This is a genomic window from Streptomyces sp. NPDC107559 (assembly GCF_055657365.1).
In genome coordinates, this window is record NZ_JBVKBD010000004.1 from 332,995 (window position 1) to 355,560 (window position 22,566).

Below are 22,566 nucleotides of genomic sequence, written 5' to 3' on the forward strand. Positions count from 1 at the left end.
GGAAATCAGGAACGCGTGCGCCTTGTTTAGTGACTCCTCCGTTGCGGTGAGCTCCTGCTTGAGGCGGAGGTGAACGGGGCGGCGAAATAGTAAGCCAGAGCAACCCATTTGCTCTGGCTTACTATTTTGCCCGCGGCGCTTCGCGGGGTGTACTCGTCTGTCGCGCGCTTGGGTGCGATTCTGGGAGCGTTCGGCGCCCGAGGCGTAACTCGCAAGGAAGCCCGGTGAGTCTCCCGTAGTAGGGAGACTTTCATTGGTCGCGGTCGGTCCGCGTAGCTCAGCGAGATCTGCTCGTGCCGTTGGTGCGGAGTCCATCCGGTCAAAAGCGTGACGCTTTCCGGACGTTATCTGCACGCCTCACCTGATTGCCGACCAGTTGGGCAGACTAGCAGGCGGATAAGGCCACCGTGCGCGCCGTCTGGCGCTGAACTGGGGGAACCTGTGATCGTTCGGCTGTATCTGGACAAGGATTCTGAGCTGGCTCAGCATCTCGCCAACCGGCTGAACACGCCGCTCGACTGGCCAGAGGGCGAAGGGCTGGACGCCGAGCTCGTCGCGAAAATTGCTGCCGCAGCAGCCTGCAATGTCTCCTACAACCAGGCGGCCAACGGCCATCTGGTCGACCTCTTCGCTGCGCTGCCTCTACCCGGCACTCCCGGAGGACGAGAGTTCTGGGCGTCGCTGCGGCAGGCAGGAGGTGTTGCCGCGATGAACGTCGATCCGGCCAATGCCGGTGGTCCCTTCTTCGACTACCTGGTCGGCGGGAACGAGGCGGGTATTGCCGGTCGTGTGCTCAGCTTTCTCGCAGAGCTCGAAGACGGTGAGCGTGACGCCGTCGCCGAAGTGATCGGGGGTGCCCTAGACGTCATAGGTGGTGCTGCGTACTTCGGGAAGTTGTGGCTGCGTGACGCTGAGACCACCGCCTGGCAGGTAGTGCTTGCCAACCGGCGGACCCACGAAACGACTGAAGACCGCGAGCGATTCTTCGAGGCATGGCGAAACGCTTAATGATCGTGTGTGCGTAGAGTCAACGCGAAGAGGCCCAGCTGGCGAACCGGCTGGGCCTTCGTCTCCGCTCGTCCTCCCCGCGGTCCTGTAGCGGCGCGGATGGTTTTTGGTCAGGCCGCGCCTGTCTCTCGGGGTTTGCCACCGTCGATACCAGCGGGAGCCCTGCCAACGGCCAGCAGGTGCGAGCTGGCCGCGAGCAGCTCCGGGTACGGCTCCGCCATGCGTGCTGCGTCCAGAGCAGAGGCGATCAGTTCATCCGTGGGACCTTCGCCCGGCTGCTGTTCGGCCGCCTTCACGAGTGACCAGGCAGGCCCCTCGATCCCGAAGACCTGGACGTCGCTCAGCCCAGAAGCCTCCAACTCCGCCACAAGCTCTTCGGCGCGGTGGAAGTAAGACAGGGCGAAGCCTCTTGCACCGTCGTAGACAGCCGTCTCAAGAATCTTGGAGACGGAGTCATGAATCCGTTCGGTATGCAGGTGGGCGTACGTGACGTGCTCGAAGAGTGACGCATAGCGGTTGATCGCAGCCGCAGCGACCAGCCCGCCCGGCTTCACCACTCGCAAGGCTTCCGACAGAGCTTTAGCCCGATCGTTGGGGTCCGGAAGGTGGTAGAGCGGCCCAAGGAGCTGCACCACGTCGAAGCTGCTGTCTGGCTGCCGCAGAGCGCGAGCGTCACCCACGAACGCCGAGCACAAGGCCGACGCGCTTTCGACGTGGCGGGGCACGGGGTCCACCAGAGTGACGTCGTAGCCGTCTTTCACCAGCCACTCAGCATGAATCCCGGTCGCTCCTCCCACGTCGAGTACGCGGGCCGGCGCGGGAGGCAAGAAGCGTCGGAGGAGCTCTTGCGTCCTGACCAGCTCCATGCGTCCGTCTGCCGAGCTCCGCAGGCGGCTGTCCTCGTTCACTGTCTCGCCATAGAACCGCATCACGGAGGGAGCCAATTCGAGATTCGACATGGTCGCAGTATCGTGTGTACCGGTGGACCAGTCCAGTGTGCGAAATAGGGGAAGCCATGGCTGTTCTGAAGTACGAAGAGATCGCTGAGTCCCTTCGCGCCCGCATCGCCGCTGGTGAGTTTGCCCCCGGGGCCACCATCCCGTCCGGCCGTGACCTGGCTGAGCAGTGGGACGTGTCGCGGGCGACCGCCATCAAGGCAGTGGACGTGCTCCGCAACGACGGTGTGGTCGTCGCCAAGCAGGGCACCGGCTTCGTTGTCACCGAGACGCCCGTCGCGCGCCCCGCCGGCGCCCGCCGAGCAGGATCGGCGCGCATCCTGGGCGGGATGCCATTTCTGCGCATCGGCGCACCCGACTGGGCGGAGCCCCCCGCCCGTGTCGCAGTCGCGCTCGGCATCTCACCTGGGGTGACAGCGCTCCGACGCGTCCGCGTCCTTCAACTCCCGGACGGGACCCCGAATAGCTGCGTGGAAGCCTGGTTCCCCCCGGAGGTCGCCGAGGCAGCACCACGCCTCGCCGATACGGCTCCCATCGCCGAAGGCACGACACGGTACGTCCGTCGGCAGACTGGACGGTTCCCAGTCGAAGGAGTGGACATCACCACGGTGCGCCTCGCGACAGAAGTCGAGGCAGAACGCCTGGGCGTCCCGTCGGCAACAGCGGTCGCCGTGCTCCTCCATACGGCCCACGACGCGGAAGGCCGCCCGTTGGTCTGCGAGGAAGGGGTCACACCCTCTTCGCTTTTCGAACAGATCGACACATACGCCATGTAGTCGCCAATTGAAACGAGCTGGACCGGTCCGCCGGTCCAGCTTTTTTGACGCTCCGTCACGTCTTCTGACCTGCCACTATCCAGCCCGTCATCTCTCAACTCGATTTTCATCGCTTGACTGGACCGGTCCACCGGTCCAGTCTGTTCATGCGGCACCACTTCGCCCCTGGCGGGGGGCGCTCGCGTTCCGGCTCGGGATAGCTCGTGCAGTTGGGGCCCCGATCTGACCGTTCCTTCAGAACTCAACAGCGTGTCTAGACCGGCGGGGTGAGAGTCCCCGCCCCCGTGGCGACCGGGTCAAGTCGCCGGCGGCCACTTCCCTGCACACCGGCTCTGGAGAACAACCTCGGGATCATCCCTCCATCACTGGAGGTCAGCCCGTCGAATGCCACCCCGTGTGCGCCGCCCTGCTGGCGTCAGAGCAGCAACGATGACGCGCCCGACACCGGCTCGGGACCGGTTCGCCACGCAACGGCGAGCCGGTGAAGCCGATCTCGCCGCCGCAGCGTGCAGCGCTACGGCCGGCTGCGTCCCTCGCCCGTCCGGTTCTTCAGCCGTACGGGCGGGGTGGCAGGGAGCCGGGGCCGGAACCGTCCGGTCAGGCCCGCACCCACGACACGTCAGGAGAACCGCATGTTCGGCAAGAAGTCGCAACAGTCGACCGACCTGACCAGCCCCAAAGCCGTGAAGAAGTCCCAGCGTGTCTACGACCGCATCGCGTCCGGCAAGTGCAGGGATGCCGCTGCGGAGCTGGACGCCACCCACGGCCGCAAGCCGGAGTAGCGCTGACCCACACATCCGATACGGCGCGCCCCCGGAGTTGCAGCTCCGGGGGCGCTTTGGGCCGTACCAAGCTAGGAGACACGACCCATGAAGTGCATCGTTGCTGGTCATGAGGCCGTTACGGCGGCCGAGTTCGCTGAGCTGGCGTTCGGTATCGACCGGGAGCTGTTCGCCGGCCCGGCGGTGAATGAGTCCGAGCAGGACCGGGCGGCGCGGCTGGACGTGGCGCGCGAGGTCCTCGCGGAGCTCCGCGTCACGGACCCGCTGGCCGCCGCCTACGCGGCGACGCTGCTGCGGACGAGTCCGCTGAAGTTGCAGCCGGCCGTACGGCGCTCGCGTCGCCGGTCCAACGGTCGCCGCGGCGCGGGCTGCACGGCCGCTTCGGGGGTGGCCGCGTGAGTGCCGAGACCCTGGCCGCGCAGGCGGCCGCTATCGCCGGCCTGGCCGGTCTGGCCGTCGGGCACCCGCATCTGCCGGCCGCCCACATCACCGTCAACCGCCATTTGCCGCAGGAGTTGGATGTTCAACTCGACAGCCCCGGCGCAGTGGAAGCCTGGCGAGAGGCGCTGGGCGTCGACGCGGCACTGGTTCGCGTCACGCGGGCCGGTGAAAGGGTGTCGCTGAAGTTCGACGCGAGCGCCTACGGCATCGACTTCCACGTCTACGCCGCCTTCGAGCCGGCCGCGGTGGAAGCGGGTGCGGCATGAGCGCCCCGGCCTACGTCAACACGGTTTCGTCGCCCGTCGAAGGCGTGTCGACGCCCGTCAATGTGGACAACGCCATCACCGGAATTGCGTCGGTGCTCACGGTGGTGCTGACCGCGGTGGCGTTCTGGCTGTCGTACGAGCACTTGCAGGAAGTCGCCGCGCAGCACGGCATGGCCGAGGCGGTGGCTCGGTCGTGGGCCTGGCCGGCCACGGTGGATCTGTTCATCGTGATCGGTGAGCTGCTGATCCTGCGTGCCTCGCTCGCCCACAAGGTCGACTGGTGGGCAATCCTGCTGGTCACCGCAGGCGACGGCGCTTCCATCGCGCTGAACGTGGCCGGGGTCGGCAAGGACGCCAACGCCCTGGATTACGTGGTTGCGGCGGTGCCGCCGGTGGCCGCGCTGCTGGCGTTCGGGGCGTTGATGCGGCAGGTGCACGCCTACCTCGCCCGCCGTGCTTCGACGGGTGTCACCACCCCACCCCTGGGCGTCGACGCCCCGTCGACGCCCGTCACCGTGAGCGTCGACCGCCCGCCCGCCACACCGTCCGCTCTCCCGGCCGTTGAGTCGGCTGGAGTGTCGGAGCGGGTGGCGCTGCCGGTCGGCGTAGAGCAGGCTTCGACGCCCGTCGATGCTGAGTCGGTCGTCGTTGAGACGCGGTCGACGGCCGTCGACCTGTGCATGCCGGTCGTCTACTCCAACCGGGTCGATCAGTTGGTGCGGGCCCTGTACGGGACGGACTTCACGCAGCCGAGCACGACCCGCATGATCCTGGCGATGGATGCGGCGGGGCTGGGGATGTCGCAGTCGACGGCCCGCACGGCGCGCGGCCGGGTCAAGACCCGTGAGCCGTACCTTGCCGACTTCCCCGGCGCGCTGCGCGCTGAGGCGGCGATCTGATGTCGACCGCCTACAGCGAATGCTTCGACCCCACCGGCGCCCGCTACGGCATACCGACCTACCCGTGGCGGATGGCCCCTGACGGCTACGCCACCCGCCGACAGCTCCGCGCCCGCGGCTTACGGCCCGGCGGACAGCCGGTCGCGGCTCAGCTCATGGTGATCAACCGGCGCCGCAACTCGCCCCGCATCGCCTACCTGTACCGCGAGGACCTGGCGAAGCCCGTGCGGTCGATGACGTCGCGCAAGTGGGGCGCTCTCGCCCTGGCGATGCTCGCCCGCCGCACCTGCCCGCAGTGCCGGCTGGATGCCGGGTACGTCATCCCGTCGTCACTCGGTACGTGCGTGCCCTGCGCCTACCCCAACGGCGAACAGTGCGCCGCATAAGCCCTGTTGACAGGCCCGGCCAAACGCCTCCTACAGCCCCGGCCGGGCCCTACTCCCCTTAAGGAGTGCTCTCAGCATGACGGAACTCAGCACTGAGCCGGTAGCCGTCGAACCGGCCTCCACCGCGCCACCGCCCCCGACCCCCGGCCCGCAGAGCAGCACCGCGCAGGACGTGAAGGAGGTCGAGCACACGCCGGGCGGTTGGCCGGTCGTCCCGCTCGCCCTGTCCGGAGCGAACAGCACCATCGGGCTGGTCGCCGCTGCATCCCTCACGGGCGGCCCCATCGCCGCCATGGTCGCCGCGACCGGAGCCGTCGTTCTCGGCACCGTCGCGGTTACCCGCTCCCGCACCCCCAACAAGCGTCGCGATGCCCGGCGCGCCGCCGCACGCAATGCTGGACGGGCCACCGCTCATACGGCAGGACTGCACCGCGGCGGAGTTGCGGGGCGTTCGCACGGTTCTCGTTCCGGTCGGGGCGGCAACGGCTCTGGTCGGGTGCCGAGTCAGCACCGCCGCGGCGCCGGTACTGTCACCCGGCACGGCAGCACCGCAGGCTTGTCCCTGAGCAAGCACGGTCACGGCGCACACAAGCAGCATGCCGGTGGTGGGAAGGCTGCGGGGCGTGTCGGTCAGGTGCGGGCGCTGCGCGGTGCGCACCAGGCCGCGGCCGGATTCCGTGCCGGGCAGCGGGCGCAGACCGTAGCGGCGCGTCGCGCGGTCGCCGATGCCCGCCGCAACGCCAAGAACACCGGCAACGGCGTGAGCCTGACCGGTCGTGCCGGCCGCAAGGGCGGTGTCGCCGGGCGGCTGCTCGGGGGCACGGCCCGTAAGGCTCGCGTGGCGCGGGATGCGGCGATCGCCAGGAACCGTGCCCGGCGCGACCGTAAGGCCGGCGCCACGGTCGCCACGCAGCGCGCTGCCGTGCGCAAGGCGCCCGCGCGAAGGGCGGCACGGCAGGCGTTGCGCAGGTCCGCAGCCCGCTTCCACGGCCGGCGCCTGCTTGCCGCACTGCTCGCCCTCCCCATCGGCCTGCTCGGTCTGATCACCTCGCCGATCGGCCGGAAGCTCAACCTTCCGTGGCTGATCCACCCCGGGCGGCGCTTGTACCGGCGACTGGTCGGTGTCGCCCGCGAGCAGCGCCACGGGCGCGATGCCGCGATCCGCGAGGAGCAGCGGGAGCAGGAAGCTGCCGCGGATGCAGAGGCCGCCACCGATGGCACCGAGGGCATCGCTGGCGATGTCCAGCGACCTGCGGCGGTGGTCCCGGCCAGCACGAACGTCCCTGTGAGTGAAGGAGAGAACGTGTCCGGTTTCCGGTTCGAGGAGGCCGCTTCCGAGATGGAGGAAGCCGCCCACTCCTACGACCCCGAGAACGCCATGGAGATCCTGGCCATGGTCGAAGGCCTCCCGGCCGCCCTCACGTCGGTGGCGAACGTGATGAAGATCCTCGCGGAGCGCTCCGACAGTGAGTTTCCGCTGGAGAAGGAGATCGCGGACGGCTTCAACGACATCTTCGGTGCCCTGATGAGCGCCGTCGCGGTCGCCGAGGACATGGGCCCGCTGTTCCGTCAGGTCCACGCCCAGGACATCGCCCGGCACGAGGACCCCCGCAACGGCCCGCAGGCCGAGAAGGGCTGGAACGTCTGAGATGAGCAGCACCGCCACCGCCAGAAGCAAGCAGCAGCAGGGCAGTGGCCCGGTGCTGGACTGGGCGGCCGGTCACGGACCCGTGACCGGCGCCCTGTCCGCCACCACCGGAGCCTTCGCCGTCGCCACCACCGGCGCCGCCACCGCCATGCCCCCGGGCTGGGCGCTCGCCGTCGGCGCGGCCGGAGCCCTGAGTCACACCGTCGCCGGGATCCGGGTCCGCAACGCCGGCCGCACCCTCGCCACCCGCGCCGCGTCCTGGCTCGTCGGCGCGGGCTGGACCACCTGGGCCATGACCCACGGCCCCCTCACCTGGGCCGCCCTCGGCTCGCTCGCCACGATCGGCGTCGGCATCGGTGCCGCGGCTCGCTCTGCCGCCCTGTTCGAGGAAGCGCGGGAGGAAGAGGCTCTAGCGGCGGAGCGGCGGGAGATTGCGCGGGAGCTGTCCGCGGAGCGCCGGGCGATCGCTGCGGAGTGGATCGAGCGGATCCAGCGGATCTGCCACATCACCGTCCGCGTGCTCGGGGTGGAGAAGTGGGAGACCGGAGCCGGTTACTCCCTCGACCTCGAACCTCAGGGCGGCATCACCTACGACCGCATCGCCCAACACACGGTGGCCCTGTCCGCGGATGCCAAGCTGCCGCACGGCTGCACCGCCACCGCCGGACCCGGCATCCACCAGGGCCGCACCGTCCTGGACGTCACCACCGTCAACGTCCTTCAGGACGAGTGCCCCTACCCCTCGAACTATGGGCCGGTCTCGGTCCTGACGGGGATCCCGTGGGGGTTGCGCACGAACGGAGCGCTGGTCCCGGTCTACCTGCGTGAGCAGTGTGCGCTGGTTGTCGGCCCGACCGGGTCGGGCAAGACCAACATGGTCCACACGATCCTGGCCGGGTTCGCCCGCGCCGAGGACGTCCTGACGTGGGTGATCGACCTAAACGCCGGATCCGCCGGTCTGCCCTGGGTACTGCCGGCGCTGAACGGGGAGATCGAGCGGGAGGACAGCAAGCCCGTGCGGCCCGGGATCGACTGGCTCGCTGGCACCCATGAGGAAGCCCTCGCGATGCTCGATACGGCGCTTGCCATCGGCCTGCACCGCAAAAAGGCCTACCAGAACGTCCTGGCCAAGGCGAACACAGACGTGCTGCCAGTCAGCGCGAAGATCCCGCAGATCATGCTGGTCATCGACGAGGGCGCGGAGATCCTGGTCAGCACCGACCGGCAGATGAAGGAACTCGCCAAGAAGATCCTCGAAGTCATCCGCATGCTGCGCGCCATGGGCATCCGCACCGTCCTGACTGCCCTCGGGGCCACGGGGAACGTGCTGGGCAACTTGATGATCCGCCGCGAAGCCAAGGTGCGCGTCGCCCTCACCGGCGGTGAGACCGAGGGCATGGACCTCGGGAAGATGTTCCCCGGCCGGCGTGGCCTGCGTGTGGACCAAGCCCCCTATCAGGGCGCCGGGTTCATGGGCACTCCGCAGTCGCCCGGCGCGTTGTTCAAGGCGTGGCGGATCCTGCCCAACCAGATCCGGGAGATCACCGCCGCGACCTCCGAACGGCACCCCCGGCTGGACGACATCTCCGCCACTGCCGCCGGCCCCGTATATGCACGGCGGTGGGACGCTGAGCGGACCGCGTGGATGCGCGACCTCACCCCCGACACCGTCACGGATGCAGAGGCCGGTCCGTCTGGGGCGGGGCTGAACCTGTCCGCACTACGCAGCGAGCCTCAAGCGCCGTCGCAGGAAGACGAGATGCTGCGGCGCTTCCGAGAACAGATCGACGCCCAGTTCGCCACCACCCCGGAACCACACACCGGCGACGTAGAGCCGCCCGCGCCGGGCGGGCTGAACCTGTCCGCCCTCAACCGCACACCGGAGCAGGACAGCCCCGCACAGCGGGCCGCGCTCGCCCTGCTGCTCGCTGCGGGGACCGAGGGCACGGGAGCGTCCGCGATCGCCCGCGCACTCACCGACACCTACGGCACCACCCGACAGACCGTCGTCGGCTGGCTCAAGGACTGGGTCACCGACGGCACCGCGGTCCGCGTCGGGGAGGGCACCAAGGCTCGCTACGTCCACTGCGACAACGCTCCAGGAACGGCGCCCGAAAGCTGACCTTGTCACTTGTCGCCACCGCCCGGGCAGCAGCCATGCAAGCGGGTCCCCAGGGCACAGAAACGGCTTGTGACCTGGGAGGCGACAAGCGACAAGACAAGACAAGCGACAAGCCGCACGACAAGAGAGACGACAAGCCACGCGACAAGCAACCACCCACCGCACGGGCCCGCGCCACCTCATGGCGCAGGCCCGCGGCGCACCCAAAAGGAGCCCGCCATGGACCACAACCACCCGCCGGGGAACATCGCCCCGCACATACCCGCCGACGCCTGGAACCGCGCGCAGGCGACCGGACAGCCGGTCGTGATCATCGCCCCGGCAGCCGCGAACGAGAACGCGATCACGCTGCGCCGGATCGTCGTCCCGTTCGCCATCGCCGGCGCGATCGTCGCCGGCACCTGGGGACTGGTCGCCGCGATCTGCTTCCTGCTCGACGCGGCCGCCCACACCTTCACCGTCATCGCCGGCGCCGCCGGACCCGTCGGCGTCGGCGGTATCACCCTCAAGCTCTTCGGCACCAAGGACCGCTAGCTACGCCAAGGGCGGCCCCTCCGTCTCGCCAAAGCCGCGGGGCCGCCCTTGCTCACCAGCATCCGTCAAAGGAACTGGAGACATTCAGCATGACCGATCGCACCGACATGCCGCGAGTACCGGAAGGCGCCGACCGTGTGACCCTGGTCCGCACCGAGCCGGCGCCGGATGGCAGCACCGTCCTGGTCCTGCTCACCGTGGGCCCGCCACTCATCCTGATCGAACACCGCATGGCCCTGGACCCGTACCTGACCTGGTCCCTGTTGCACACCCTCACCCGCGACCTGGACGGCATCGAGCCCCCCGGACCCAATCCCGAAACCGTCGCCTACCTGGCCGCGCTGCGCACCGGCGACCCGGAAGCCATCAGCGCTGCCCTGAACGGCTACAACCACCGCATCCTCAGCCTGTGGGCGGACACGGGGGCGACCGCATGACGCGCCCGAACCTCGCCCTGCGAGTGCACGCCGTACGACCGCGAGCGCTGGATCTCTACTCGTGCGCCGGCGGCGCCGGAAGCGGGCTCGAAGGAGCAGGGTTCGAGGTGGACGGATGCGACACCGTCGCCCGCCCGAACTACCCCTTCCCCTACCACCAGGGCGACGCGCTCGCCTACCTCGCCGATCTGATCGATTCGGGGGAGATCCGCCGGTACGCGTTCGTGCACGCTTCCCCGCCCTGCCAGGGCAAGTGCACGCTGACCGTGGGCACGAACGCCTCACAGGGATGGGGCGGCACCCATGTGGACCTGGTCGCCCCCACTCGCGCTCTGCTCGACCGAACCGGTCTGCCGTACGTGATCGAGCAGCCGAACGGCCGCGCGGACATCCGCAAAGACCTCACACTGTGCGGTGAGATGTTCGGGCTGGGAGTCATCCGGCACCGCAACTTCGAGTTGGGCGGCTGGACGATCGAGCAGCCGGCGCACGTCCCGCACCGGGGTCGCGTCCGCGGCTACCGCCACGGCCAGTTCTACGACGGTCCGTATGTTGCCGCGTACGGCAACGGCGGGGGCAAGCCCACGGTCCCGGAGTTGCAAGCCGCGATGGGCATCACGTGGACGGACGTTCGCGAGGAACTGACCGAAGCGATCCCGCCCGCCTACACCGAGTTCATCGGCCGTGCCTTCCTCACCTCCCACGTGCTGGGGGTGGCCGCATGAGCACAGGCCTGCTGAACGCGGCCCTGACGGCTGTTGAGCGTGGGTGGCACGTCTTCCCCCTCCGGCCCGGCACGAAGCGGCCGGCGCTGCACGGGGAAGCCTCCTGCACCCGTACCGGGGCCTGCGAGAGCGGGCACCGTAAGTGGGAGCAGCGGGCCACCATCGACCCGGACCGCATCCGCGCCACCTGGTCCCACGGTCCGTTCAACGTCGGGATCGCCACCGGCCCCTCCGGGCTGGTGGTGGTGGATCTCGACATGCCGAAGGACAACAGCAATGCGGACGCGCCTTGCGGCGCGGCGACCTTCGGGGCGCTCTGCGAGCGCACCGGACACACCGTCCCCACCACCTACCGGACGCGGACCGCGAGCGGCGGGGAGCATCTGTTCTTCGCCGCGCCGGCGAGTGCCCGGCTGGGCAACACGGCGGGCAGCCTCGCACCGCTGGTCGACACCCGCGCATGGGGTGGCTACGTCGTCGCCCCGGGCAGCACCACACCGGCCGGCGCCTACACGGTCACCACCGACACCGCCCCGGCGGCACTGCCCGCGTGGCTGCTGCGCTTACTGCAATCGCCGGCGCCCCAACCGGCTGCGTCGTTCGCGTGGCCGACGATCAGCGGCAGCCGCGCCGCCACCGCTGCTCTGGAGCAGGAGTGCCGGGCTGTGGTGGCGGCGCCGGAGGGGGCGGGCAACATCACGCTCAACCGGTCCGCTTTCAAGGTGGGGCGCTTCGTCGCGTGGGGCGACATCCCGCGGCATGTGGTGGAGGAAGCCTTCCAAGCGGCGGGGGAGACGCGCGGGCTCACCGCTGCCGAGTGCCGCGCCACGATCCGCAGCGCCCTGGACAGCTCCCTGCGCAAAGCCCGACCCCGGGACGCGGCATGAGCACCCCACCCGCTCCCCCCTTGGAAGGCCAACAGACAGCCCCCACCGGCCCGCACACCGCCCAACCGGCCCCGGAACGGCTGGCCGTAGGCGCCCGAAAGTACGTCGCCGAAGGCGTCCCCACTGCTCTTCCTCGCTCGAAGCGATTCCCCGACACCCACGCGCGCCACAGCAGCGATCCCACCCCGGAGCAGCCCGGCATCCGCATCTACGCCCCACCGCTCTACCGCTCCCACGACGACCGAGCCCGCTGGTGGAAACAGCACGGCGACACCCCAACCGCCGCCTACGCCTGCGCCTGCGGGCAGACCGGCACCGCCCGCGGCGCCCCGAAAGTGGCCGCTCTCGCCGCGGAGTACGCCGACCACAAGACCGCCTGCGCGGGAACTCCCGCGTTCCTGCCCGAAAGGAGGGCCGCCTCATGAGCGAGATCATCGACGGGGCCGCGCTGCTCGACGAGGTGGAAGCCTTCCACCGCCGCTTCAACGTATTTCCTCGCGAAGCCGCCTATGTTGCCGTCACCTTGTGGGACGCGCACGCCCACTTGATCGAGTGCTTCGAGACCACACCGCGGATCGCGTTCCTGTCCCCGGAGCCAGGATCGGGCAAGTCCCGCGCGCTGGAGATCGTGGAACTCCTCACCCCCCGCCCCATGACGACCGTGTCCGCCTCCGCGAACGCGCTCTACCGGCTGGTCGACTCCTCGGCTGGCCTTCCCACGGTGCTGTTCGATGAGGTGGACACGATCTTCGGTCCGAAAGCGGGGGCCGATGAGGCGCTTCGGGGCTTCCTGAACGCTGGCTACCGGCGCAGCGGTGGCGCCCTGCGGTGCGTGGGGGACGGCTCGAACCAGAACGCGCAGATCTTCGGCTCCTACTGCGCCGTCGCCATGGCCGGGCTCGGATCCCTGCCAGACACCGTGCTCACGCGCTCGGTCATCGTCCGCATGCGCAAGCGCGCCCCGAACGAGAAGGTGGAGCCTTACCGGCAGCGCACCCACGAGAAGCAGGGCCACGCCCTGCGGGACCGGCTCGCCAAATGGGCTGACACGGTGCGCGAGCGGGTGGCGGACGCGTGGCCCGAGATGCCCGAAGGGGTCACTGACCGGCCCGCAGACGTGTGGGAGCCTCTGCTTGCCGTCGCGGACGCGGCCGGGGGCGACTGGCCGGCACGGGCGCGGGTCGCCTGCGTGGAACTGATCAGCGCAGCCCACGACAACGACGAATCCTCGATCGGCATCAGGCTGTTGACCGATCTGCGGGACAAGGTGTTCTGCGGCGCGGACCGCATGCCCACCGCCGTGATCATCGAATGCCTGCTCCGCATGGACGACGGCCCCTGGGGCGATCTGGACGACAAGCCGATCAACTCACGTACTTTGGGCCGACTGTTGGGGCAGTACGTCACCGCGGCCAACAAGCCGATCAAGTCGCGTGGCATCCGTACCCCCTCAGGGTTCCCCAAGGGCTACTACGCGGAAGACCTCGCCGACGCGTGGCTGCGGTACTGCCCTCTGCCCCTCGGAGAATCCGCCACGTCCGCCACGTCCGCCACACCGCAGGTCAGCGGGGGTGAATCCGTGGCGGATAGCGCCACAGCCATCCGCCACATGTCTGCGGGACCCGCCACGCAGCCCGTCCTCGTCGGCTGACCAGACCGGATCTTCCAGTGCCGCCACATCTGTCGGGTGTGGCGGCACCTATCCGCCACAAAACCGCTATCCGCCACATGATCAAGGCCCTGACCTGCGATGTGTCGGCGTGGCGGACGTGGCGGATCCGTCAGAAGGAAGCCAGCAGCCCGTTTGGGAGGCCGCAGTGAGTTCCGCCCTGCCCACTACTCACCAAGCGCTCACCGTTCCACAGGTGATGGAGGCACTGAGCCTCAGTCGCTTCAAGGTCTACGACCTCATCCGCTCGCGCCAGTTAAAGAGCATCAAGATCGGCCGGTGTCGCCGAGTGCCCGCCGACGCACTCCGAGCCTTTATCGATGACCAGTTGGAGGAAGCTGCCTGATGGCACGCAAGAGGAATCCGAACGGCGCCGGCAGCATCTGGCAGCGCAAGGATGGCCGCTACGAAGCCCGCGTGTACGTCCCGCAGCCGGACGGTACCCGCAAGCGCAAAACCGTCTACGGCGCCACCTGGGAGGAGTGCGACACCAAGCGTCAGGAGTTGGTCCTGCGCGATCGTCAGGGGATCCCGACGCCGACGCGGTCCGCGAAGCTCTCCGAGTGGCTGCCGTACTGGCTCCAGCACTATGTCGAGCCGCGCCGCAAGCTCAGTACCTACGACAAGTACGAGACTCACGTGCGCCTCTACCTTGTCCCTCTGCTGGGTACGAAGCGGCTGGAGACCCTAAGCGTCGCCGACGTGCGACGCTTCATCACTCGACTGCAAGCTGTCCAGACGGCAGCGACCGCGAAGGAAGCGCACCGCGTGCTCCGGACGGCGCTCACAGCAGCCGTTCGGGAAGAACTGATCGCCCGCAATGTCGCTGCACTGGTCGAGCCCCCGCGCGTGAAGCAGCGGGAGATCCGCCCCTGGACGCTGGAGGAGACCCTCTCGTTCCTGGAGGCAGCACGGAGCGACCCCCTGTACGCCGCATTCGTGCTCGCCGTCGCAATGGGACTGCGCCGCGGTGAACTGGTTGGACTGCGCTGGTCGGACCTCGACCTGGACAACCGGGTACTGCACGTTCGACAGCAGACGCAGCGACGCAGAGGCACGCTCTACGACGACGACCCCAAAAGCCGTCGCATGCGAGTGGTCCCGATGCCCGCCCTTTGCCTTGCGCCGCTGCGGTGGCACCGACTGCGCCAGAGGGAGGCGTTCGCAGGCACTGGGGTTACGTGGACCGAGAGCGGCCACGTCTTCGCGACGAGGAACGGCCGACCGGTAGAGCCGCGGAACGTCTACCGGTCGTTTACCCGGATCGCCGCTGACGCTGGGATCCGGGTGGTCCGGCTGCACGACACACGGCACGGCTGCGCAACGCTGCTGACTGCGGCCGGGGTCGCCCCGCGGGTCATCATGGAGATCCTCGGACACAGTCAGATCAGCATCACGATGGACGTCTACACACACGTCGTGCACGACACCCAGCGTGAGGCGATCAGCCACATGGATCGGCTTCTCAAGCGCCGCATTCCGGCTGCCTGAGACCTCATTTACAGGAACGGCATCGCGTAGGTGGGGCAGACGCCTGTCCCACCTACGTTATCTGGCGTACTCGATATACGCCCGTATTTCGTACTCGATACATGCTTCACTGGTGTCATGACGAATATTCGGCTTACCAAGCCGACGATCGCCGTCCTGGAAGCGCTACTGTCCGCAGCGAGCGGTAGTCCGGCCTGGGGTCTGAGTATTTGCCGGGACGCCGACCTGGGCCCCGGCACCGTTTACCCTCTGCTCGACCGCCTCGCCGAGCGCGGATGGGTCACCAGTTACGAAGAGACTGGACCTCACCCTGGCCGGCCCGCACGCCGATTCTACGAACTAACTGGAACGGGCCGTCAGCAGGCGATGGCGGCTCTAGAAGCGCGCAGAGTGCGTCGGTTTGGGCTCGGCCTCTCCGGCGGTGCGGTGTGAGTGCGTACCTCCGAGTTTCGTTTGCCGACGGCTGCACGGAAGAGATGCGTGCGCTAGACGATGCCAGGCAGGCCGAGCTAGGGCGCGGCCTTGCCGCGTACGCGAGTGAACGGCTAACGCCATCTCTGTATAACTTTCATCGCGGCAGTGAAGTAGTGACCTTCGAGGAAGTCGAACTTGGTGGCGACTTGTGGTTGATTATTCGCAAAGTCGACATAGATCGATCCGTCGTCCAACGGATCGTGACGGGTGACCGGAACGCCGTCGTTCCGGCGATTATGGAACTAGCGAATCGCGCACTGGAGAGTGTCGCAGTAACGCGTCGCGACCAGGTGACACGTGGACGGCACCTTGTGCCAACGCGAGCGGCACACCGGGCGACAAACCTGGCTGCTTGGCTGTCGGGGCCCCGGAGGTCTCACCTGTATCAGGAATGGGCAGCCATCCTCGTTGGCTCTCCCGAAGATGGCGTCTCCTTCTCGGGGCGTCAGCAGTTCCTGCTAGCCCTGGGATTCCTGCTCGCGGCACTCCGGATGCGTGCGAGTGATGCCGTCCGTCCGGCGTGGAGGCCGGTGGACTGGATCCTGCGCACCTCGTCGCGTACCAACGCGTCAATCACTTCGGTGGTGGGCGTCCAGGCTATTTACATCGTGGGTGATGGCGGACTGACTGCGCTGGTGACCGACGTATGGGAGCCCTGCGGTATCGCTGGCGCTTCGCTGTTCGCTCTGGCGCGCTGGCTCCGCCGCGTCCGAGGCATTGAGCTGGCGACACCGGAGAGTGACCCCGTCGACCAGTAACTGAAACGCGTGACTGCCGTCAAAGGTTGCCGTCAAAACGGCCCGGACCGAAGTTGGTCCGGGCCGTTTTGCCTGGTGCCCCCGGCAGGATTCGAACCTGCGACACCCGCTTTAGGAGAGCGGTGCTCTATCCCCTGAGCTACGAAGGCGTGATCGTGGCCGTGCAGGGCCACAGGCGTCAGCGTACCGGATCTGTTGGGTGGGGGTGTGGGGTCAGGCCACGGGGATGCGGGTGAAGTGGCCTGCCACCTGGAGGTCGGCCTCGATGCGGTGGGCCGTCGCGGTCAGTTCGGGCAGGAGATCGTGCAGACACTGGTCCACCGTGCGGCGGGCCACGTGTGTCGCCGTGTTCAGGGCGGCGACGACCCGGCCGGCCCGGTCGCGGACCGGGACCGAGAGCGAGCGCAGGCCCTCCTCCAGTTCCTCGTCGACCATGGCGTAGCCCTGCGCGCGGGTCTCGGCCAGGGTGCGGGCGACGAGCGCCGGGTCGGTGACCGTCCGGGCGGTGAGGGGGCGCAGGGTGTCCGGGGCGCGCTCCGGCTCCGGCACGTCCGCCAGCAGGACGCGGCCCATCGACGTCGCGTACGCGGGCAGCCGCGTCCCCACCGTGATGTCCACGCTCATGACGTGGCTGGTGGCCACCCGGGCCGTGTACTGGATCTCCGTGCCGGTGGCGGTCAGCACCGCCAGGGACGTCGACTCGTGGACGCGGCGGGCCAGTTCGGCCATGTGCGGCCGGGCGATGCGGGGGAGCGACGTACGCGACAGGGGCGGGAAGCCGAGCGACAGGACCCGGGGGGTGAGGGCGAAGGTGCGGTCGGCGTTCGCCGTCACCAGGCCCAGGTGCTCGTAGGTGATCAGCGCCCGCCGGGCCGTGGCCCGCGCCAGGCCCGTCACCTTCGCCACCTCCGTCAGCGTCAGGCGGGCGCGGCCCTCGCCGAAGGCGGTCAGTACGGTCAGGCCGCGGGCCAGCGATTCGACGAAGTCCCGGCCCAGTTCCTGTTTCGACGCACCCGTCCAGGTCGCCAGGCCCGCCGGGGCCGGTCCGGGTGCCGGTGCGGGCGCGGTGCGCAGGTCGTCCTCCATCGCCGCCACCGCCGTGCGCAGCCGGGGCAGGAGCCTGTCGCGCAGGTCCGTCGCGGTGTGCCGGCTGGTGTGGCTGACCACGCTCGCCGCGCAGGCGATCCTTCCGGTGTGCGGGTCGCGTACCGGGACGGAGATCGCCACCAGGCCCGGTTCGATCAGCTGGTCGTCCAGGGCCCAGCCGTCCGCACGGGCTTGTGCGGTGCGCTGTTCGAAGTCGTCCGGGGCGGCGGGCGAGCGCGGCGGTACGGTCGGGAAGGCGCGGTCCTCCGGGTCCGCCGCCCGGCGTTCGTGCCGGCGCCGGCGGTCCGCCGCGTCCCACTCCGTGGCGAACAGCGCGCCCGGCGCGGTGCGTTCGGCCGGGAGCAGGTCGCCGATGCGGAAGCTCAGGGACATCGCGCGGCGGCGGGTGGCCTGGTGGATGAAGCGGATGCCGTCGTGGTCGGCCACCGCCAGGGAGACGGACTCGTCCAGTTCGTCGGCCAGCCGGTCGGCGCGGGCGTCGAGCAGGGCGGGCAGCCGCAGCGCCGCCAGGTAGGCGTTGCCCAGTTCCATCACCCGGGGGGCGAGGACCACGTCGCGTCCGTCGAGGCGGACGTAGCCCATGCGGGCCAGAGTGGCCGTGATCCGGTCGACCGTGGAGCGGGCGAGGCCGGTGGCGCGTTCCAGGTCGCTCGGGCTGAGCGTCCCGCCCGCCTCCGTCAGCCGCCGCAGCACCGCGACGCCCCGCAGCAACGGGGTCACGGCTTCTGCGGGTACGGCGGCGTCGGCGGCCGGGTCGGCGCCGGTGCGGGGGACTGCTTCGGTGCCGGTGGCCCCGTGGGCCTCGGTCCTGGGGTTCGCGGGCATCGGTTCTCCGGTACGGCGTTCGCGGCAGGCCCACCGTAGCCCCGGTCCGGTGTGGTCGAGTGCCTCCCGGGCGGGCCCGGGACACCTGCCGGGCCGTCATGGGTGGTGCGGGCGTCGTGGTGCGCAGGCCGGGGGCGGCGCGGTGCGGACTCCGAGTGCTCCGAGTACAGGTTCTACTGCCGTGTCACCCGTATCCGGTAGTGCCCCGCCAGGTCCGCCGACGCGATCGCGATCTGGATGCCGTGCTTGGCGTCCTTGAAGACCTCGCCGGGGACGAAGGGGGCGTCGGAGAGTTCGGCCTGGACGTTCGGGCTGCGGGTGCAGCCGCCGGAGTCGCGCCGGGAGTCGTACACCGTGACCGGCCCCATGCCGGTGTCGACCGACGCGTCGATCCGGTAGATCAGTACGCCCGGCCGGCAGACCGCCTCGTCGTTGCCCTCGTGGGTGCGCAGCTCGACGGCGTAGCCGCTGCGCCGGTCGAGGGGGACGAAGACGAGTTTCGGGCCGCCCGTGCGCGCCAGCGGTGTCAGCTCGTACTCGTTCGTGCCGTGGTGCGCCGCGCAGCTGACCTGGGAGACGTCCAGCCAGCCCAGCTTCCACTTGTGCCAGCCGAGCAGGTCGTTGTCGGCCCCCCAGTCCTCGCTCATGATGTCCCAGTGGCCGACCGCGCCCCCGCCCTCCTGGGTGTAGAGGTCGGGCAGGCCGAAGACATGGCCGTTCTCGTGGGGCAGGACGCGGTACCCGGTGCGGTCGTAGGAGCCGGAGCCGTCGTCCTGGCGGGAGTAGACGAAGGAGGCGTTGGCGACCGGGACGCCGTCCGCGACCGGCGCGTCCTTGTTGCCGGCGAAGGTCACCGACAGGACGGTGTCCAGGGCGGAGGGGCCGGCGTTGGGGGTCACCAGTACGTTCAGCAGGTCGTACGAGCGGAAGTCGACGTGCGGGTCGGCGCTCGACACTATGTCCTGGACCAGGTCGCGGTAGCCGGGGTCGAACGGCGCGCCGCGCTCTATCCCGTACGCCTTGAACGGCTTGGGCATGCGCAGCCAGTGGGTGATCGGTGTCTCGGGACGGTAGTCGAGGCGGCCGTAGGAACTGGTGCGGAACCACTTCTGGGTCTGCGGGAAGAACTCGTGGAAGCGGTCCATCGCGCTGCCCTGGCCCGGCGCGTCGGAGAAGTCGACCATCAGGGTCAGGGCGTGGACGGTGCCGGTGGAGCGGGAGTAGCCGCTGATGGTCGGGACGCCCTCCGACATCTGGATGGCCCTGTCCCCGCTGATCATGCACGGGCCGAGGGCGGCGGGGACGCGGGCCAGGGATATCGGGCCCGCCCCGGCCGGAGTGGAGGGGGTGAGGTGACCGGTGCCCGCCGTGCTGAGCGCGAAGGTCAGGGCGGTCACGGACGCTAGAGCAGCCACCCGGTGCGGGCGTATCCGACGGCGGGGCGGCTGCGGCTGCATGCGTGTGCCCTTCGCTCCAGGCAGCCGCCGGAACCAGGCTGCACCCTTGCGATCACCCTGATTCGGTGGACCGACACGCGCGCGCTGGAGAGGCCGATCGTGGGTTTCTCGCCGGTAGACGCACCTATGGGCCGTGATGGCGGCCACATGGGGTGCGGGTGGCGGGCGCGGGTGCGGAGCGATCGAAGGGCATGTGACTCAGGTCACATGAAAACTCTTCGGAAGCGGGAAATATCCGGGGACCGTTTCCCCGTTTAGACCTGTGTTCGCGCGAAACGGGGAGACCTTCCCCGGATCGCAGTCACCTTCGACCGATGGAGCATGCCGTGCAGACCGCGACCCCCGTGCAGCGCAGGCACACCCGGCCCCGCGCCGACGCGCTGCGCAACCGGGAGCGGATCGTCGCGGCGGCCCGGGAGATGTTCGTGGAGTTCGGGCCGGACGTGCCGCTCGACGACATCGCCCGCCGCGCCGGGCTCGGCAATGCCACGCTGTACCGGAACTTCCCCGATCGGGACGCCCTCGTCCGCGAGGTCGTCTGTTCGGTGATGGACCGTACGGTACGGGCCGGTGAGATCGCGCTCGCCGAGACCGGCGACGCGTTCGCGGCGCTGGAGCGCTTCGTGCACGCCGCCGCCGACGAGCGGATCGGCGCGCTGTGCCCGATGGTCTCCAGCACGTTCGACGAGCACCACCCCGACCTGGAGGCCGCGCGGCAGCGGGCCGAAGGGGTCATCGAGGAGGTCATGGACCGGGCCAGGGCGGCCGGGCAGCTCCGTACCGACGTGGGCGTCGGCGATCTGATGGTCGCCGTGGCCCAGCTCAGCCGGCCTCCGGCCGGTACGGGATGCCTCAACGTCGACCGCTTCGTCCACCGCCATCTGCAAATGTTCCTGGACGGTCTGCGGGCCCCGGCCCGCTCCGTCCTGCCGGGCGCCGCCGTGACTCTGGAGGATCTGCGCCAAGCCTGAGCCGGCTGCACCGGCAGCGACACCGATGCCACAGCGACACCGATGCCATAGCGACACCGATGCCCAGAGCGACACCGATGCCATAGCGACACCGATGCCATAGCGACAGCGGGACAGCGGCGACGATGCCGACACCTCGCGTACCTCGCCGGTCCGCGGTCCGTTGACCTGAAGACCGTAGACCGTAGCCCCGTAGACCGTTGATCTGAAGACCGTCTGACGCAGCAGTGCAGACAGTCCGTCCCTTTTCCTTGCCTTTTTCCATCACGAAGTCCCGAAGTGGGTACCCCCATGTCTGAAACAGCCCGGCGCGTCGTCGACGCGACCGACGCACACGCCAACCGCTGGAAAGCGCTGGCCTTCATCGCGCTCGCCCAGCTGATGGTCGTCCTCGACGCGACCATCGTGAACATCGCGCTGCCCTCCGCCCAGCAGGACCTGGGCATCTCCGACGGCAACCGCCAGTGGGTCATCACCGCCTACGCGCTGGCCTTCGGCGGTCTGCTGCTCTTCGGCGGCCGGATCGCCGACATCTGGGGCCGCAAGCGCACCTTCGTCACCGGCCTGATCGGCTTCGCGACCGCGTCGGCCCTCGGCGGTGCCGCGCAGAGCGAGGGCATGCTGCTCGGCGCCCGCGCCCTCCAGGGTGCCTTCGGCGCGCTGCTCGCGCCCGCCGCGCTCTCCCTGCTCGCGGTGATGTTCGTCGACGCCAAGGAGCGCGCCAAGGCGTTCGGCATCTACGGTGCCATCGCCGGTGGTGGCGGCGCCGTCGGTCTGATCCTGGGCGGCTTCCTCACCGAGTACCTGGACTGGCGCTGGACGTTCTTCGTGAACATCCCGTTCGCGGTGGTCGCCGCCGCGGGCGCGTACTTCGTCATCCGTGAGCCGGCCGGCGGCCGCAACCGCTCGCCGCTCGACATCCCGGGCGTCCTGCTGTCCACCCTGGGCCTGGTCTCCCTCGTCTACGGCTTCACCCGCGCCGAGTCCGACGGCTGGAGCAACTCGGTCACGATCGGCCTGTTCGTCGCCGCGGCCGTGCTGCTCGCGTCCTTCGTGTTCGTCGAGGCCAAGGTCAAGGCCCCGCTGCTGCCCCTGCGCGTGGTCACCGACCGCAACCGCGGCGGCGTCTACCTCTCGCTCGGCCTCGCGGTCATCGCGATGTTCGGCCTGTTCCTCTTCCTGACCTACTACCTCCAGGTCGTGAAGGGCTTCTCGCCGGTCAAGACCGGCTTCGCCTTCCTGCCGATGATCGTGGGCATGATCACGGGCTCCACCCAGATCGGCGCCCGCCTGATGACCCGTGTCCCGCCGCGGCTGCTCATGGGCCCCGGCTTCCTGACCGCCGCGCTCGGCATGCTGATCCTGACCCAGATGGAGATCGGCTCCTCGTACGCGGGCCTGCTCCTGCCGGCCCAGCTGCTGCTCGGTCTCGGCATGGGTACGGCGTTCATGCCGGCCATGTCCCTGGCCACCCAGGGCGTCGAGGCGCGGGACGCCGGTGTCGCCTCCGCGATGGTCAACACCTCGCAGCAGGTGGGCGGCGCGATCGGCACGGCCCTGCTGAACACGATCGCCGCCTCGGCCACCACGTCCTACGTCAAGGACCACATCGCCTCCGCCGGGTCCAAGCCGCAGCAGCAGCTGGTCCAGCTGGAGGGCATGGTGCACGGCTACACCAGCGCCATCTGGTTCGCCGTCGGCATCCTGGTGGTCTCCGCGACCATCGCCTTCACCCTGGTCAACGCCGGCCGTCCCGGCTCCACCGTGGTGAGCGGCAGCGGTGAGGGTGCCGAGGACGAGGTGCCGGTTCCGGTGATCGCCCACTGACGGCGCCCGACCCGTCGTACCACTTCGGGCCCCGCGTGCGGACGAGGAAGGGGACGTCTCGTCCGCACGCCCGTGGGCCCGCCCCGGCGGTGTGAGCCGGGCGCCGCGCGAGCCTTTGGA

At 69.4% G+C, this 22,566-nt stretch carries 24 protein-coding genes and 1 tRNA gene; 21 read left to right on the top strand and 4 right to left on the bottom strand.

The window, feature by feature from the left end; genetic code table 11:
* The first annotated feature begins 441 nt into the window (after positions 1–441).
* Entirely contained in the window at positions 442–1,008 is a 567-nt protein-coding gene (locus tag ACZ7OY_RS16070) for a hypothetical protein (RefSeq protein ID WP_471911943.1), read from the top strand.
* 110 nt (positions 1,009–1,118) lie between these two features.
* Here the strand turns inward: ACZ7OY_RS16070 and ACZ7OY_RS16075 are convergent, their stop codons facing one another.
* Positions 1,119–1,967, bottom strand: coding sequence for a class I SAM-dependent methyltransferase (locus ACZ7OY_RS16075; RefSeq protein ID WP_471911944.1), 849 nt, complete (start codon positions 1,965–1,967; stop codon positions 1,119–1,121).
* 56 nt (positions 1,968–2,023) lie between these two features.
* Here ACZ7OY_RS16075 and ACZ7OY_RS16080 point away from each other — a divergent pair, with 56 nt between their 5' ends.
* From ACZ7OY_RS16080 to ACZ7OY_RS16165, 18 genes are all read left to right on the top strand, one after another.
* Complete coding sequence (locus ACZ7OY_RS16080) at positions 2,024–2,740, top strand: GntR family transcriptional regulator (protein WP_471911945.1); 717 nt, start codon at positions 2,024–2,026, stop codon at positions 2,738–2,740.
* A gap of 632 nt (positions 2,741–3,372) precedes the next feature.
* Positions 3,373–3,522: a hypothetical protein gene (locus ACZ7OY_RS16085; protein WP_471911946.1), complete on the top strand. Its 150-nt coding sequence runs from the start codon at positions 3,373–3,375 to the stop codon at positions 3,520–3,522.
* An 87-nt stretch (positions 3,523–3,609) separates the two neighbouring features.
* Positions 3,610–3,921 (top strand): hypothetical protein, encoded by a 312-nt coding sequence (locus ACZ7OY_RS16090; RefSeq protein WP_471911947.1) that lies wholly within the window; start codon positions 3,610–3,612, stop codon positions 3,919–3,921.
* Positions 3,918–4,229, top strand: coding sequence for a hypothetical protein (locus tag ACZ7OY_RS16095; protein WP_471911948.1), 312 nt, complete (start codon positions 3,918–3,920; stop codon positions 4,227–4,229). The genes ACZ7OY_RS16090 and ACZ7OY_RS16095 overlap by 4 nt, the downstream gene beginning before the upstream one ends.
* A complete protein-coding gene (locus ACZ7OY_RS16100; RefSeq protein WP_471911949.1) occupies positions 4,226–5,128 on the top strand; it encodes a DUF2637 domain-containing protein in 903 nt (300 codons plus the stop codon). The genes ACZ7OY_RS16095 and ACZ7OY_RS16100 overlap by 4 nt, the downstream gene beginning before the upstream one ends.
* Positions 5,128–5,514, top strand: a complete 387-nt coding sequence (locus ACZ7OY_RS16105; RefSeq protein ID WP_471911950.1) for an RRQRL motif-containing zinc-binding protein — start codon at positions 5,128–5,130, stop codon at positions 5,512–5,514. The genes ACZ7OY_RS16100 and ACZ7OY_RS16105 overlap by 1 nt, the downstream gene beginning before the upstream one ends.
* 292 nt (positions 5,515–5,806) lie before the next feature.
* Positions 5,807–7,162: a hypothetical protein gene (locus ACZ7OY_RS16110; RefSeq protein WP_471911951.1), complete on the top strand. Its 1,356-nt coding sequence runs from the start codon at positions 5,807–5,809 to the stop codon at positions 7,160–7,162.
* Between the two features lies 1 nt (position 7,163).
* Positions 7,164–9,284 (top strand): FtsK/SpoIIIE domain-containing protein, encoded by a 2,121-nt coding sequence (locus ACZ7OY_RS16115; RefSeq protein WP_471911952.1) that lies wholly within the window; start codon positions 7,164–7,166, stop codon positions 9,282–9,284.
* Between the two features lie 219 nt (positions 9,285–9,503).
* A complete protein-coding gene (locus ACZ7OY_RS16120; RefSeq protein ID WP_471911953.1) occupies positions 9,504–9,818 on the top strand; it encodes a hypothetical protein in 315 nt (104 codons plus the stop codon).
* Positions 9,819–9,907: 89 nt separating this feature from the next.
* Positions 9,908–10,255 carry a hypothetical protein gene (locus ACZ7OY_RS16125; protein ID WP_471911954.1) on the top strand — a complete coding sequence of 116 codons (348 nt, stop codon included), beginning with the start codon at positions 9,908–9,910 and terminating at the stop codon, positions 10,253–10,255.
* Positions 10,252–10,980: a DNA methylase gene (locus ACZ7OY_RS16130; protein ID WP_471911955.1), complete on the top strand. Its 729-nt coding sequence runs from the start codon at positions 10,252–10,254 to the stop codon at positions 10,978–10,980. The genes ACZ7OY_RS16125 and ACZ7OY_RS16130 overlap by 4 nt, the downstream gene beginning before the upstream one ends.
* Positions 10,977–11,867, top strand: a complete 891-nt coding sequence (locus ACZ7OY_RS16135) for a bifunctional DNA primase/polymerase (protein ID WP_471911956.1) — start codon at positions 10,977–10,979, stop codon at positions 11,865–11,867. Before ACZ7OY_RS16130 ends, ACZ7OY_RS16135 begins: the two co-directional genes overlap by 4 nt.
* Positions 11,864–12,292 carry a hypothetical protein gene (locus tag ACZ7OY_RS16140; RefSeq protein WP_471911957.1) on the top strand — a complete coding sequence of 143 codons (429 nt, stop codon included), beginning with the start codon at positions 11,864–11,866 and terminating at the stop codon, positions 12,290–12,292. Before ACZ7OY_RS16135 ends, ACZ7OY_RS16140 begins: the two co-directional genes overlap by 4 nt.
* Positions 12,289–13,518: a DUF3631 domain-containing protein gene (locus ACZ7OY_RS16145; protein WP_471911958.1), complete on the top strand. Its 1,230-nt coding sequence runs from the start codon at positions 12,289–12,291 to the stop codon at positions 13,516–13,518. Before ACZ7OY_RS16140 ends, ACZ7OY_RS16145 begins: the two co-directional genes overlap by 4 nt.
* Before the next feature lie 166 nt (positions 13,519–13,684).
* Complete coding sequence (locus ACZ7OY_RS16150) at positions 13,685–13,882, top strand: helix-turn-helix domain-containing protein (RefSeq protein WP_453817157.1); 198 nt, start codon at positions 13,685–13,687, stop codon at positions 13,880–13,882.
* Positions 13,882–15,027, top strand: a complete 1,146-nt coding sequence (locus ACZ7OY_RS16155; protein ID WP_471911959.1) for a tyrosine-type recombinase/integrase — start codon at positions 13,882–13,884, stop codon at positions 15,025–15,027. The genes ACZ7OY_RS16150 and ACZ7OY_RS16155 overlap by 1 nt, the downstream gene beginning before the upstream one ends.
* A gap of 117 nt (positions 15,028–15,144) precedes the next feature.
* On the top strand, positions 15,145–15,459 hold the full coding sequence (locus ACZ7OY_RS16160) for a PadR family transcriptional regulator (RefSeq protein ID WP_471911960.1): 315 nt from the start codon (positions 15,145–15,147) through the stop codon (positions 15,457–15,459).
* Positions 15,460–15,614: 155 nt separating this feature from the next.
* Complete coding sequence (locus ACZ7OY_RS16165) at positions 15,615–16,259, top strand: hypothetical protein (RefSeq protein WP_471911961.1); 645 nt, start codon at positions 15,615–15,617, stop codon at positions 16,257–16,259.
* Positions 16,260–16,332: 73 nt separating this feature from the next.
* Here the strand turns inward: ACZ7OY_RS16165 and ACZ7OY_RS16170 are convergent.
* The 3 genes from ACZ7OY_RS16170 to ACZ7OY_RS16180 form a co-directional block, all read right to left on the bottom strand.
* Positions 16,333–16,408: transfer RNA gene (locus tag ACZ7OY_RS16170), tRNA-Arg, on the bottom strand.
* Between the two features lie 64 nt (positions 16,409–16,472).
* Entirely contained in the window at positions 16,473–18,191 is a 1,719-nt protein-coding gene (locus ACZ7OY_RS16175; RefSeq protein ID WP_471911962.1) for an IclR family transcriptional regulator domain-containing protein, read from the bottom strand.
* A 173-nt stretch (positions 18,192–18,364) separates the two neighbouring features.
* The gene (locus ACZ7OY_RS16180; protein ID WP_471911963.1) at positions 18,365–19,648 is read right to left on the bottom strand and encodes a M6 family metalloprotease domain-containing protein; all 1,284 of its coding nucleotides are present in this window, start codon (positions 19,646–19,648) and stop codon (positions 18,365–18,367) included.
* Between the two features lie 326 nt (positions 19,649–19,974).
* Here ACZ7OY_RS16180 and ACZ7OY_RS16185 point away from each other — a divergent pair, with 326 nt between their 5' ends.
* Both ACZ7OY_RS16185 and ACZ7OY_RS16190 read left to right on the top strand, forming a co-directional pair.
* Entirely contained in the window at positions 19,975–20,619 is a 645-nt protein-coding gene (locus ACZ7OY_RS16185) for a TetR/AcrR family transcriptional regulator (RefSeq protein ID WP_471912099.1), read from the top strand.
* 291 nt (positions 20,620–20,910) lie between these two features.
* Entirely contained in the window at positions 20,911–22,446 is a 1,536-nt protein-coding gene (locus ACZ7OY_RS16190) for an MFS transporter (RefSeq protein ID WP_471911964.1), read from the top strand.
* Positions 22,447–22,566 lie beyond the last annotated feature (120 nt).